Source organism: Streptomyces sp. NBC_01190, assembly GCF_045039895.1.
GTDB lineage: Bacteria > Actinomycetota > Actinomycetes > Streptomycetales > Streptomycetaceae > Actinacidiphila.
Genome location: NZ_CP108580.1, coordinates 5,889,429 through 5,902,378 on the forward strand (window position 1 = coordinate 5,889,429; position 12,950 = coordinate 5,902,378).

Annotated in this window: 13 protein-coding genes; all 13 read left to right on the forward strand. The window is 70.4% G+C overall.

What is annotated here, in order from left to right; genetic code table 11:
* The first annotated feature begins 205 nt into the window (after nucleotides 1-205).
* Nucleotides 206-2,317: a transcription termination factor Rho gene (rho, locus tag OG519_RS24840; protein ID WP_405587996.1), complete on the forward strand. Its 2,112-nt coding sequence runs from the start codon at nucleotides 206-208 to the stop codon at nucleotides 2,315-2,317.
* Between the two features lie 368 nt (nucleotides 2,318-2,685).
* Nucleotides 2,686-3,792, forward strand: coding sequence for an LCP family protein (locus OG519_RS24845; RefSeq protein WP_405587998.1), 1,107 nt, complete (start codon nucleotides 2,686-2,688; stop codon nucleotides 3,790-3,792).
* A 175-nt stretch (nucleotides 3,793-3,967) separates the two neighbouring features.
* A complete protein-coding gene (rpmE, locus tag OG519_RS24850; RefSeq protein WP_405588001.1) occupies nucleotides 3,968-4,195 on the forward strand; it encodes a 50S ribosomal protein L31 in 228 nt (75 codons plus the stop codon).
* 177 nt (nucleotides 4,196-4,372) lie between these two features.
* The gene (prfA, locus tag OG519_RS24855) at nucleotides 4,373-5,452 is read left to right on the forward strand and encodes a peptide chain release factor 1 (RefSeq protein ID WP_405592963.1); all 1,080 of its coding nucleotides are present in this window, start codon (nucleotides 4,373-4,375) and stop codon (nucleotides 5,450-5,452) included.
* Nucleotides 5,453-5,466: 14 nt separating this feature from the next.
* The gene (gene prmC / locus OG519_RS24860) at nucleotides 5,467-6,312 is read left to right on the forward strand and encodes a peptide chain release factor N(5)-glutamine methyltransferase (RefSeq protein ID WP_405588003.1); all 846 of its coding nucleotides are present in this window, start codon (nucleotides 5,467-5,469) and stop codon (nucleotides 6,310-6,312) included.
* 22 nt (nucleotides 6,313-6,334) lie between these two features.
* Nucleotides 6,335-6,982, forward strand: coding sequence for an L-threonylcarbamoyladenylate synthase (locus OG519_RS24865; RefSeq protein WP_405588006.1), 648 nt, complete (start codon nucleotides 6,335-6,337; stop codon nucleotides 6,980-6,982).
* Between the two features lie 101 nt (nucleotides 6,983-7,083).
* Complete coding sequence (locus tag OG519_RS24870) at nucleotides 7,084-7,731, forward strand: protein-tyrosine-phosphatase (protein WP_405592965.1); 648 nt, start codon at nucleotides 7,084-7,086, stop codon at nucleotides 7,729-7,731.
* Between the two features lie 265 nt (nucleotides 7,732-7,996).
* The gene (locus tag OG519_RS24875; RefSeq protein ID WP_405588008.1) at nucleotides 7,997-9,304 is read left to right on the forward strand and encodes an MraY family glycosyltransferase; all 1,308 of its coding nucleotides are present in this window, start codon (nucleotides 7,997-7,999) and stop codon (nucleotides 9,302-9,304) included.
* A gap of 314 nt (nucleotides 9,305-9,618) precedes the next feature.
* A complete protein-coding gene (locus OG519_RS24880) occupies nucleotides 9,619-10,032 on the forward strand; it encodes a hypothetical protein (protein ID WP_405588011.1) in 414 nt (137 codons plus the stop codon).
* Nucleotides 10,033-10,284: 252 nt separating this feature from the next.
* Nucleotides 10,285-11,097, forward strand: a complete 813-nt coding sequence (gene atpB / locus OG519_RS24885) for a F0F1 ATP synthase subunit A (protein ID WP_405588014.1) — start codon at nucleotides 10,285-10,287, stop codon at nucleotides 11,095-11,097.
* 91 nt (nucleotides 11,098-11,188) lie between these two features.
* Nucleotides 11,189-11,437 (forward strand): F0F1 ATP synthase subunit C, encoded by a 249-nt coding sequence (locus tag OG519_RS24890; RefSeq protein WP_405588017.1) that lies wholly within the window; start codon nucleotides 11,189-11,191, stop codon nucleotides 11,435-11,437.
* Between the two features lie 50 nt (nucleotides 11,438-11,487).
* On the forward strand, nucleotides 11,488-12,033 hold the full coding sequence (locus OG519_RS24895; RefSeq protein WP_405588019.1) for a F0F1 ATP synthase subunit B: 546 nt from the start codon (nucleotides 11,488-11,490) through the stop codon (nucleotides 12,031-12,033).
* A complete protein-coding gene (locus OG519_RS24900; RefSeq protein ID WP_405588022.1) occupies nucleotides 12,030-12,845 on the forward strand; it encodes a F0F1 ATP synthase subunit delta in 816 nt (271 codons plus the stop codon). The genes OG519_RS24895 and OG519_RS24900 overlap by 4 nt, the downstream gene beginning before the upstream one ends.
* Nucleotides 12,846-12,950: the final 105 nt, after the last annotated feature.

Genomic DNA, 12,950 nt, shown 5'->3' on the forward strand with positions numbered 1-12,950 from the left:
CCGCGCAGTGTCGAGCACGCTCCGGATTTCGGTACGAGGTCTCTCCGTAGCTCTCTCCAGTGCCGAAGCACGTTCAGCACGTTTTTTCTGCCGCCATCAGGCGGACCACCGCCCCGGCTCTGAGCAGCGGAAACGCCCAGATCCGGACAGCACGACCGGTCGCCGAGCCAGACAGGCCGACGTCCGCTCCAGGGAAGGACCCTTCGTGAGCGACACCACCGATCTGATGGGCGTGCGCGCAGACAACACTGTCGCCGCGTCCGATGCCGCCGCGCCTGCAACCGGTGCTGCCACGGCCACTGCCGCACGGCGACGCCGGTCTGGGACCGGTTTGGACGGCATGGTGCTGGCCGAACTGCAGCAGCTCGCCTCGGGCCTCGGTATCAAGGGCACCGCGCGGATGCGCAAGAGCCAGCTCATCGACACCATCAAGGAACGGCAGGCCGGGGGCGCCGTCACCGCGCCGCAGGCCGTCGCCGACACCGCCGTGGTCGAGAAGCCGAAGCGCCGCGCCACCTCGCGGACCCGCATCGAGCAGGCCGCCGTGGAGCCGGTCGCGGTCATCGCGCCGGCGGAGCCGCAGCAGATCGAGATTCCCGGCCAGCCCGCGGGTGAGACGGCCAAGGTCGCCGCCCCGGTGGCGACCGCGGCCAAGACCGAGCGCGCCGAGCGGGCCGACCGTACCGAGCGGGCCGACCGGACCGCCGAGCGCGCCGCCGAGGCGGCCACCGACACCGCCGAGGGCCGGGACACCAAGGGCGGCGACGCCAAGCAGCAGGGCGGCGGCGCCTTCGGCGACGACCGTCAGGACCGCCAGCGCGGTCAGCGCGGGGACCGCCGTGAGCGGCAGCGCGACCGCCAGCGCAACCGCGGCGAGGACGGCGGCGAGAGCGGCAACCGGCAGAGCCGTGGCGACCGCGACCGGGACCGTCAGCAGCAGGGCGCGGGCGTCGGCTCCCAACAGCAGGGCGGCGGCTCCCAGCAGCAGGGCGGCGGCGGTCAGCAGGGCGGCCAGAGCCAGCAGCAGGGCGGCCAGGGCGGTCAGGGCGGCGCTCAGGACGACGACGAGTTCGGTGATGGCCGCGGCCGCCGCCGGGGCCGTTACCGCGACCGCAGGGGCCGCGGCAGCAACCGCCGGGAAGAGTTCGGCGGCGGCGGCGAACCGCAGGTCGCCGACGACGATGTGCTGATCCCGGTGGCCGGCATCCTCGACATCCTCGACAACTACGCCTTCATCCGGACCTCCGGCTACCTGCCGGGGCCCAACGACGTCTACGTCTCGCTCGCCCAGGTCCGCAAGAACGGCCTGCGCAAGGGCGACCACGTCACCGGCGCCGTACGGCAGCCCAAGGACGGCGAGCGCCGCGAGAAGTTCAACGCGCTGGTCCGGCTGGACTCCGCCAACGGCATGGGCGCCGACTCGGGCCGCGGCCGTCCGGAGTTCAACAAGCTCACCCCGCTCTACCCGCAGGACCGGCTCCGGCTGGAGACCGACCCCGGGGTGCTGACCACCCGGATCATCGATCTGGTGTCGCCGATCGGCAAGGGCCAGCGCGGTCTGATCGTGGCCCCGCCGAAGACCGGTAAGACCATGATCATGCAGGCGATCGCCAACGCGATCACCACCAACAACCCCGAGTGCCACCTGATGGTCGTCCTGGTGGACGAGCGGCCGGAAGAGGTCACCGACATGCAGCGGTCGGTGAAGGGCGAGGTCATCTCCTCGACCTTCGACCGGCCCGCCGAGGACCACACCACCGTCGCCGAGCTCGCCATCGAGCGGGCCAAGCGGCTGGTGGAGCTGGGACACGACGTGGTGGTCCTGCTGGACTCGATCACCCGCCTCGGCCGTGCCTACAACCTGGCGGCGCCGGCCTCCGGCCGCATCCTGTCCGGTGGTGTCGACTCGACCGCGCTCTACCCGCCGAAGCGGTTCTTCGGCGCGGCGCGCAACATCGAGGACGGCGGTTCGCTGACCATCCTGGCCACCGCGCTGGTCGAGACCGGCTCGCGGATGGACGAGGTGATCTTCGAGGAGTTCAAGGGCACCGGCAACATGGAGCTCAAGCTTGACCGCAAGCTCGCCGACAAGCGGATCTTCCCCGCGGTGGACGTCGACCCGTCCGGCACCCGTAAGGAAGAGATCCTGCTCGACCGCGACGAGCTGGCGATCGTCTGGAAGCTGCGCCGGGTGCTGCACGCGCTCGACTCGCAGCAGGCCATCGAGCTGCTGCTGGACAAGATGAAGCAGACCAAGTCGAACGCCGAGTTCCTGATGCAGATCGCCAAGACGACGCCGGGCCAGAACAACGACTAGCGGCCCCGTATCGCGCGCCGGCTGATCCAGGTCACCGGCGCACCGAGAGCGTCACCCGGCACCGAGAGGGCGCCCGCACATCCCGCAGGGGGTGGGCGGGCGCCCTTCGTGCGTCGCGCTCCGTCGTCCTCCGTCGCGCCCCAGCGCTCTCCGTCGGGTTCCGCCGCTGTCCGTCGGTGTCCGTCGCTGTCCGTCGCCCGAATGGTGGAAGGCGGCGGCCCGGGAGACGATGGAAGGCCGGGCCAATGGCTGATGTACTGAGGTACCGGTCGAAAGACTGATCATCCAGTTGATACGCCGCGCATACCCTGAAAGGGGCCATATCGGGTAGCCGCAGGCCGAGGGGCGGAGAGAAAGCCGAGGTACGCATGCGGGACGAGCAGCCGGCCCCGGTCGGCTCCAGCCCCCTGGGGGCCTCAGCGGGGCGCGGGCGGCGCCACCGGGGCCTGCGGATCGTGGCGTGGACCGCGGCGGGTCTGGTGCTGGCCGGCGGCGCCGGGGCGGGCTATGTGTACCACCGGCTGAACGGCAACATCCACAGCGTGGACATCAACGGCGCGCTCGGCCGCCACCGGCCCGCGCCGCCGGTCGGCGGCGCCACCGACATCCTGGTGCTCGGCTCCGACTCGCGCTCCGGCGCCAACGCCGCATACGGCCACGACGCGGGCGCCCGCTCCGACACCGCGATGATCGTGCACGTCAACAAGGGCCGCAGATCCGCCAGTGTCGTCAGCATCCCGCGCGACACGCTGATCGCCCGCCCCGCCTGCGCGAAGCCCGGCGGCAAGACGCAGCCGCCCGCCCGGTCGGTGATGTTCAACACCGCGTACCAGGTCGGCGGCCCGGTCTGCGCGGTCAAGACGGTGGAGCAGCTCACCGGCCTCCGGATGGACCATTACATCGAGGTCGATTTCACCGGCTTCAAGAACCTGGTCGACTCGCTGGGCGGGGTGCCGCTGACCACCAGTCGGGCGATAGCCGATCCGCAGAGCCATCTCCGGCTCGCGGCCGGCACCCACACTCTCAACGGCGAGCAGGCGCTCGGCCTGGTCCGCACCCGGCACGGCGTCGGCGACGGCAGCGACCTGGGCCGTATCCAGCTCCAGCAGGCGTTCATGAAGGCGCTGATCGACCGGATCGCCGGGGTCGGCGTGCTGTCGAGCCCCACCAAGCTGTTCTCGGTCGCCGACACGGCCACCAAGGCGGTCACCACCGACACCGGGCTCGGCTCGGTCAACAAACTGATGGGCCTGGCCACCAGCGTCCAGCACGTACGGTCCGGGCATGTGCAGATGGTCACGCTGCCGGTACGGTACGCGGTCAGTGATCCCAACCGGGTCGAGCCGATCGGCCGGCAGGCCGCCGTGGTGTGGACCGCGCTCCGGACCGACCGGCCGATCCCGCCCGACGCGACGAAGGGCTCGATCGCCGACCAGGAGGGCGCCGGCACGGTGGTGGGACCCGGCCGGCACTGAAACGGGACCCGGCGGGACCTGACACGAGCCGACCGGAGCACACGGGAATGCGCCGGGCCCGCCCCTCGTTTTGGGAGATGCGGCCGGTCCTGGCAGACTGGACCGCTGGCCCCGGTTCACGTGCCCGCAAACCCGCGGGTTCGACCCGGCGCCCTCCCGAACTTAGGAGCATCCCTTGAAGCGCGAGATCCACCCCGAGTACGTCGAGACCCAGGTCACCTGTACCTGTGGCGCCTCGTTCACCACCCGCAGCACCGAGACCAGCGGCCAGATCCGCGCGGACGTGTGCTCCGAGTGCCACCCGTTCTACACGGGCAAGCAGAAGATCCTCGACACCGGTGGCCGCGTGGCCCGCTTCGAGGCCCGCTTCGGCAAGGCGGCCGTCGGGTCCGCCAAGAAGTAGCGACCCGAAAGCGCCGGTCTCCGGTCGCCCGCCGAGGGTGACCGGACCGGCGCTTTGTCGTCCGCAGCCGGCTGCTCTTTTTCGGGCTCTTTGCGGCTCGTTCCAGCTCGTTCCAGTTTTCTCTAGTTTTTCTCTCGTTTTTCTCTCGTTTCCTAGTTTCTCAGCAGGGACTCCATGATGTTCGAGGCGGTCGAGGAACTGATCGGCGAGCACGCCGACCTCGAGAAGCAGCTTGCCGACCCCGCGGTCCACGCCGACCAGGCCAACGCCCGCAAGCTCAACAAGCGCTACGCGGAACTGACCCCCATCGTCAGCGCCTACCGCTCCTGGCGGCAGACCGGCGACGACATCGGCACCGCCCGCGAACTCGGCCAGGACGACCCGGACTTCGCCGCCGAGGTGAAGGAGCTGGAGAAGGAGCGCGAGGAGTTGACCGAGCGGCTGCGGCTGCTGCTGGTCCCCCGTGACCCCAACGACGACAAGGACGTCATCCTGGAGGTCAAGGCGGGTGAGGGCGGCGAGGAGTCGGCGCTCTTCGCCGGCGACCTGCTGCGGATGTATCTGCGCTACGCCGAGCGGGTCGGCTGGAAGACCGAGATCCTCGACGCCAACGCCTCCGACCTCGGCGGCTACAAGGACGTCCAGGTCGCGGTGAAGGCGAAGGCGAGCCATGAGCCGGGCCAGGGCGTCTGGGCGCGGCTGAAGTACGAGGGCGGGGTGCACCGGGTGCAGCGGGTGCCCGCCACCGAGTCCCAGGGCCGTATCCACACCTCGGCGGCCGGTGTGCTGGTCACCCCGGAGGCCGAGGACGTCGAGGTCGAGATCGGCCCCAACGACCTGCGGATCGACGTCTACCGCTCCTCGGGCCCCGGCGGCCAGTCGGTCAACACCACCGACTCGGCGGTCCGGATCACCCACCTGCCGTCCGGTCTCGTCGTCTCCTGCCAGAACGAGAAGAGCCAGTTGCAGAACAAGGAGTCGGCGATGCGCATCCTGCGCTCCCGGCTGCTGGCCGCCGCGCAGGAGGAGGCCGAGCGGGAGGCGTCCGACGCCCGCCGCAGCCAGGTGCGCACCGTCGACCGGTCCGAGCGCATCCGTACCTACAACTTCCCGGAGAACCGCATCTCGGACCACCGCGTCGGCTTCAAGGCGTACAACCTCGACCAAGTGCTCGACGGAGACCTCGACGCGATGATCCAGGCCTGTGTGGACGCCGACTCGGCCGCCAAGCTGGCCGCGGCCGGCGACGGTCACTGAGAGGGGAAGCGACAGTGAACCTGCTGCTCGCCGAGGTGGCGCAGGCCGCGCAGCGACTCGCCGACGCGGGCGTGCCGTCGCCGCGCTTCGACGCCGAGGAGCTGGCCGCGTACATCCACGGCGTCAAGCGCGGCGAGCTGCACAGCGTGGCCGACACGGAGTTCGACGCGCGCTACTGGGAGGCGGTGGCCCGCCGCGAGGCGCGCGAACCGCTCCAGCACATCACCGGACGGGCCTTCTTCCGCTATCTGGAACTCCAGGTCGGGCCGGGGGTGTTCGTGCCCCGGCCGGAGACCGAGTCGGTGGTCGGCTGGGCGATAGACGCGGTCCGCGCGATGGACGTCGCGGAACCGCTGATCGTCGATCTGTGCACCGGTTCCGGCGCCATCGCGCTCGCGCTGGCCCAGGAGGTGCCGCGCTCGCGGGTGCACGCTGTGGAACTCTCGGAGCAGGCGCTGGAATGGGCCCGCAAGAACATCGCGGGCAGCAAGGTCGACCTGCGCCAGGGCAACGCGCTGAGCGCCTTTCCCGACCTCAACGGCCAGGTGGACCTGGTGATCTCCAACCCCCCCTACATCCCGCTCACCGAGTGGGAGTACGTGGCGCCGGAAGCCCGCGACCACGACCCCGAACTGGCGCTGTTCTCCGGCGAGGACGGCCTCGACACCATCCGCGGCATCGAACGGACCGCCCAGCGGCTGCTGCGGCCCGGCGGCGTCGTCGTCATCGAGCACGCGGACTCCCAGGGCGGCCAGGTCCCCTGGATCTTCAAGGAGGACGCGGGCTGGGCGGACGCGGCCGACCATCCCGATCTCAACAACCGCCCGCGGTTCACGACAGCGCGGAAGGCGCGGCCGTGAGTACGTCTTTGGAGGTCAGCTAATGGCACGGCGATACGACTGCTCCGACGCGACCGAGCGGGTCACCGGGCTGCGGGAGGCCAACTCGGCGATCAAGCGCGGCGATCTGGTCGTGCTGCCCACCGACACCGTCTACGGGATCGGCGCGGACGCCTTCGACGCCGAGGCGGTGGGCGACCTGCTGGAGGCCAAGGGGCGCGGCCGCAACATGCCCTCGCCGGTGCTGGTCGGCTCGCCGAACACGCTGCACGGCATCGTCACCGACTTCTCCGAGCAGGCATGGGAGCTGGTCGACGCCTTCTGGCCCGGCGCGCTCACCCTGGTCACCAAGCACCAGCCGTCGCTGCGCTGGGACCTCGGTGACACCCGCGGCACCGTCGCGGTCCGGATGCCGCTGCACCCGGTCGCGATCGAGCTGCTGACCGGCACCGGGCCGATGGCCGTCTCCAGTGCCAATCTGACCGGCCACCCCTCGCCGCAGGACTGCGACGCGGCCCAGGCCATGCTGGGCGACTCGGTGGCCGTCTATCTGGACGGCGGGCCCACGCCCGCCGCGGTGCCCTCCTCCATCGTGGACGTGACCGGCAAGGTTCCGGTGCTGCTGCGGGCCGGGGCGATCAGCGCGGAGGAGCTGCGCAAGGTCGTCCCCGACTTGCAGGAGCGCAGTTGACGCCCGAGGGGCGTGGCATACGGGGTTTCACCGTTCCCGGGCAGGTCACCGGTTATGTGCCCGGGTACGTGCACGGGTATGTGCCGGGCGGCCTGCCCGCGGTGCCCGGCACCGGCCCCGGCGGGCCAGGACCCGGCGCCGGGGCGGGTGGCGACCTCTTCCGGGTGCTCCACGTCTGCACCGGCAACGTGTGCCGCTCGCCCATGGCCGAGCGGCTGATGCGGCACGGCCTGGAGCGGCGGCTCGGCGACGGCGCGGCGGGCATCCTGGTGGAGTCGGCGGGCACCTGGGGGCACGAGGGCGCCCCGATGGAGGCGCACGCCGCCGCGGTGCTGGGCGAGTTCGGCGCCGACCCGGCCGGCTTCACCGGCCGGGAGCTGCTCGACGATCATGTGATCAACGCCGACCTGGTGCTCACCGCCACCCGCGACCACCGCTCCCAGGTGATCTCCATGGGCCACGCGGCGGGTCTGCGGACCTTCACGCTCAAGGAGTTCACCCGGCTGGTCCGGGCGATAGACGAGACCACCCTGCCGGACGGCTCGGTCACCGAGCGGGCCCGGGCGCTGGTGCGGGCCGCCGCGGCGCTGCGGGGCTGGCTGCTCGCGCCCAGCCCGGACGCCGACGAGGTGCACGATCCGTACGGCGCGCCCGTGTCGTACTTCCGCAGCATCGGGGAGGAGATCCAGACCGCGCTCGACCCGATGGTCACCGCGCTGACCGGGATCCCCGCCCCGGCGACCGTATGACCCGGCGCCCTGTCCGCGGCGGCCTGTCCGCGGCGCCCCGCGGCGCCGTCCCGGGCGCCCGTGAGCGGCTCCCCGCCCCCGCACGGGCCGGCGGAGAAGATCCCCGCGATACCCCGTTTCGGGATGGTGCAACCGTCCGGGCTCCCTGTGAGTCTCGGTAGATGTTCGCCGTCGCGGCCCGGCCACCACTAGGGTGTGACGCTGTGAGGAACCCCCGGACGCGCGCGTATCCCGGCTGCGCCCCCGGATACGTCGGAGGCTGCCCGTGCGCGAGTATCTGCTGACCCTGTTCGTGGCCGCCGCCGTCACGTATCTGCTGACCGGACCGGTGCGCACGTTCGCCATCGCGGCCGGCGCCATGCCGGAGATCCGCGCCCGCGACGTGCACCGCGAGCCCACGCCACGGCTCGGCGGCATCGCCATGTTCGGCGGTCTGTGCGCCGGTCTGCTGGTCGCCGCGCACCTCAGCAACATCGGGGACGTCTTCACCCTCTCCAGCGAGCCACGCGCGCTGCTGTCCGGCGCCGGGCTGATCTGGCTGCTGGGCGTGCTGGACGACAAGTGGGGCATCGACGCGCTGATCAAGCTCGGTGTGCAGATGATCGCGGCCGGCGTGATGGTCCTTCAGGGCCTCACCATCCTCTGGCTGCCGGTCCCCGGCATCGGCCCGGTCGCCCTCACCCCGGTCCAGTCCACGCTGCTCACCGTGGCCCTGGTCGTGATCACCATCAACGCGGTCAACTTCGTGGACGGCCTGGACGGTCTGGCGGCCGGCATGGTCTGCATCGCCGCCATCGCGTTCTTCACCTACGCCTACCGCATGTGGTACGGCTACGGCGTCGAGGCCGCCGCGCCCGCGACGCTCTTCAGCGCCATCCTGATCGGCATGTGCCTGGGCTTCCTGCCGCACAACATCCACCCGGCGCGGATCTTCATGGGCGACTCCGGCTCGATGCTGATCGGCCTGGTGCTGGCCTCGGGCGCCATCTCCATCACCGGCCAGGTGGACCCGGACGCGATCACCGGCCTCACCGGCTCGACCCGGGAGACCGTGCACTTCATGGTCCCGGTCTACATGCCGCTGCTGCTGCCGCTGACGATGATCGCCATTCCCGCGGCCGACCTGGTGCTCGCGGTGGTCCGCAGGACCTGGAAGGGCCAGTCGCCGTTCGCCGCCGACCGGGGCCACCTGCACCACCGGCTGCTGGAGATCGGGCACTCGCACAGCCGGGCGGTGCTGATCATGTACTTCTGGTCGGCGCTGATCGCCTTCGCCGCGGTGGCGTTCTCGGTGAACTCCTCCAGCCTGTGGATCGTGCTGGTGATCGTCTCGCTGAGCGCGGTGGGCCTGGTCGTGCTGCTGCTGCCGCGGTTCCGGCCGCGGGCGCCGCACTGGGCCGAGTCCGTGGTGCCGCCGCGCTATCGCCGGCGCCGTCGCCGGCTGGCCGCCGCGGCGGCCGCGGCCGAACTGGAGATGCGGGCGGAGGACCGGCCGGCCCTCAACGGCTCGACCGCGATCGGTGACCGGTCCCGGCTGCCGGACCGGCGGCGGCCGGTGGACAGTCACCACTAGTGAGTATCTCGGCGGTCATTCGGACATTCGGCGCAGAAGGTTCTTAAGCCAGTGAAGCCAGTGAAGTCGCCTTTGTCTGAATATCATTGGGCGGCGTGTCGTTAGCTCGTGCGTGTGACGGGCAGCACACCTCCATGGTAAAGACCGGATCAAATACTTTGTGATACCGTTCACGAAACCCGGGAAGCAAGCCGAAAGACCTCAGTGCGACGGTCTTCCGGCGTGAGGCACGTCCTCCGCCTCGACTTGGCCCGGCTACGCTCGTCTCCGACGACACCCGCATTCTCCCAACTCCCGCCGGAGGAGCTGCCCCCATGCAGTCCAACGACGTCCGAACTCTCCTCAACTGCACCGCTCCCACTGTCGCGGCCGGTGCCATCGCCACCGTGATCAGCGGTGCGTTGGCAGGCGGCAAGGGAGCGATCGGCGCCGCGGCCGGCACGTTGGTCGTGATCGCCTTCATGGCGATCGGCATGGTGGTGCTGCAACGCACCGCGAAGTCGTACCCGACGCTGTTCCAGATGATGGGTCTGGTGCTCTACACGGTGCAGATCCTGCTGCTCGCGATCGTGCTCGCCGTGTTCAAGCACACCTCGCTCTTCAACACCAGGGCCTTCGCCTTCTCCCTGCTGGCCGCGGCGCTCGTCTGGATCGGCGCGCAGGCCAGGGCGCACATGAAGACCAAGATCCTCTACGTGGAGCCCGGGTCGGCGGGAACGCCGTCATGAACCCCGCCGGCCGCGTCGGCCCCAGGGCCGGAGGTAGGGCCGGGGTAAAGGGCTCTCCGCTCATTTGCTATCGTCCCCACTCAACTGCGGCGGAACCGCTGCGAGCGGCGATTCCGTGCACCGCGCCGTTCGGTTCGGCGCCGGGCCGCCGCCCCCACACCCGAATTCCCCGTCCAGTGCCGTTCCGCGGCCCCGCGCCGCGCCGACACCTCGAGGTTGCCGTACCCATGCGTCACGCAGAAGGAGCTCTCGGTGAGTGCTGACCAGGTTCTCGCCACCTCCGAGGCGAACTGCCACATCTTCGAAGGGTGCGGCTTCCCTGCCCCCGGCCTGCACTCGTTCCAGTTCGACCCGATCTTCTCCATCGGCAGGTTCCACTTCGACAAGCCGATCCTGCTGGCGCTGCTCAGCACCGTGGTGATCGTCGGCTTCTTCTGGGCCGCCTTCAGCAGGCCCAAGGTGGTGCCGAACAAGCTCCAGATGATCGGCGAGGCCGGGTACGACTTCGTCCGCCGCGGGATCGTCTACGAGACGATGGGCAAGAAGGACGGCGAGAAGTACGTGCCGTTCATGGTCGCGCTCTTCTTCACGGTCTGGGTGATGAACCTCTGGGCGATCATCCCGCTCGCGCAGTTCCCGGTGACGTCGATCATCTCGTTCCCCGCCGCGCTCGCGATCATCGTCTACCTCACGTGGCTGATCCTCACCTTCAAGAAGCACGGCTGGACCGGCGCCTGGAAGAACATCTCCGGCTATGACAAGGCGCTCGGCCCGGTGCTCTTCCTGTCGATGCCCATCGAGGTGTTCTCCAACCTGCTGGTCCGGCCGTTCACCCACGCCGTCCGGCTCTTCGCGAACATGTTCGCCGGCCACACCCTGCTGCTGCTCTTCACCATCGCGAGCTACTACCTGCTCAACGGCATCGGCGTCCTGTACGCGAGTGTGTCGTTCGTCATGACCATCGTGCTGGTCGCCTTCGAGCTGTTCATCGAGGCCGTCCAGGCTTATGTGTTCGTGCTCCTGGCCTGCAACTACGTGCAGGGCGCCCTTGCCGAGGGCCACTGAGCACCCCCGCTTCCACACCGTAGAGAAACCCTAGAGAGATGTTCCGGTGGCCAACCCCCACCGGTCCGTGAAAGAGAAGGAAGAACCCGGCATGTCCGCAATCGCGCACGCGACGCTCGCCGCTGTCCAGATCAAGGGCAACCTCGGCTCGATCGGCTACGGCCTGGCCGCCGTCGGCCCCGGCGTCGGCATCGGTCTCATCTTCGGCAACGGCACCCAGGCCCTCGCCCGCCAGCCCGAAGCGGCCGGCCTGATCCGCGCCAACCAGATCCTCGGCTTCGCCTTCTGTGAGGCGCTCGCCCTGATCGGTCTGGTCATGCCGTTCGTCTACCCCTCCTGATCACGGCCTACGGCCGGAACAACCGGAATCATTAGACGGAAGGCACTGATGTGATCGCCCAGGTACCGCTGGCGGCGGAGAACCCGCTCATCCCGCCGATCCCCGAGCTCATCATCGGCCTGATCGCCTTCGCCATCGTCTTCTTCTTCCTCGCCAAGAAGCTCCTTCCGAACATCAACAAGGTTCTGGACGAGCGACGGGAGGCCATCGAAGGCGGCATGGAGAAGGCCGAGGCCGCCCAGGCCGACGCGCAGGACGCGCTGGAGAAGTACCGCGCCCAGCTCGCCGAGGCACGACACGAGGCCGCGCGGCTGCGCCAGGAGGCGCAGGAGCAGGGCGCCGCGCTCATCGCGGAGATGCGGGCCGAGGGCCAGCGTCAGCGTGAGGAGATCGTCGCCGCCGGTCACGCGCAGATCGAGGCCGACCGCAAGGCGGCCGCCGCCGCGCTGCGCCGGGACGTCGGCAGGCTCGCCGCCGAGCTGGCCGGCAAGCTCGTCGGCGAGTCCCTGGAGGACAACGCCCGGCAGAGCCGGACCATCGACCGCTTCCTCGACGGACTCGACGAGTCGGCGCCGACGGCCGAGGCATCACGATGAACGGTGCGAGTCGTGAGGCCCTGGCCACCGCGCGTGAGCAGCTCGACGCGCTGACCGACAACACCTCGGTCGCCCCGGCGAAGCTCGCCGACGACCTGGCCTCCGTCACCGCGCTCCTCAACCGCGAGGGGACGCTGCGCCGGGCGCTCAGCGACCCGGCGAAGTCCGGCGAGGCCAAGGCGGAGCTGCTGCGGCGGCTCCTCGGCGGCCAGCTCGGCGCCGACAGCGTCGACCTGCTGGCGGGCCTGGTCCGGTCCCGCTGGTCGCAGCCTCGCGACCTGGTGGACGCGGTCGAGGAGCTGGCCGACAGCGCCGATCTGATCGACGCCCAGCGCCGCGGCGCGCTGGACGACGTGGAGGACGAGCTCTTCCGGTTCGGCCGGATCCTGTCCGCGAGCAGTGAACTGCGGGCCGCGCTCGCCAACCAGGTGGCCGACGCCCGGGCCAAGACCGGGCTGCTCCACTCGCTGCTCGGCGGCCGTGCGCATCCGGTGACCGAAAGGCTGGTCACCAGGCTGGTCACCGCGCCCCGAGGACGTAGCCTTGAAGGCGGGATCGAGTACCTGTCGAAGCTGGCCGCCGCCCGTCGCGACAGGATGGTCGCGGAAGTGACCTCCGCGACTCCGCTGAGTGATCAGCAGAAGCGGCGCCTCGGTGCCTCGCTGGCCAGGATCTACGGCCGGCAGGTGCATCTGAACCTGGACGTGGACCCGGCGGTCCTCGGCGGGGTTCGGGTCCGCATCGGCGACGAGGTCATCAACGGCGCCATCGCCGACCGTCTCGACGAGGCGGCCCGGCGGCTGGCCGGCTGACGGCCGAGGCCACCACCCGGTCGGCGACTCCGGCACCCGTCGGGCGGCAACCGGGCGCACCACCCCAGATACCAACTCAACAAGCATGAACGCGGCCCGAGTTGG

What these genes read in the sequence shown, in the direction of transcription:
- OG519_RS24845 (WP_405587998.1), top strand. Translation starts at nt 2,686, where the DNA reads ATGCGGGACGAGCAGCCGGCCCCGGTCGGCTCCAGCCCCCTGGGGGCC.
- prfA (WP_405592963.1), top strand. Translation starts at nt 4,373, where the DNA reads ATGTTCGAGGCGGTCGAGGAACTGATCGGCGAGCACGCCGACCTCGAG.
- OG519_RS24865 (WP_405588006.1), top strand. Translation starts at nt 6,335, where the DNA reads ATGGCACGGCGATACGACTGCTCCGACGCGACCGAGCGGGTCACCGGG.
- OG519_RS24880 (WP_405588011.1), top strand. Translation starts at nt 9,619, where the DNA reads ATGCAGTCCAACGACGTCCGAACTCTCCTCAACTGCACCGCTCCCACT.
- OG519_RS24890 (WP_405588017.1), top strand. Translation starts at nt 11,189, where the DNA reads ATGTCCGCAATCGCGCACGCGACGCTCGCCGCTGTCCAGATCAAGGGC.
- OG519_RS24900 (WP_405588022.1), top strand. Translation starts at nt 12,030, where the DNA reads ATGAACGGTGCGAGTCGTGAGGCCCTGGCCACCGCGCGTGAGCAGCTC.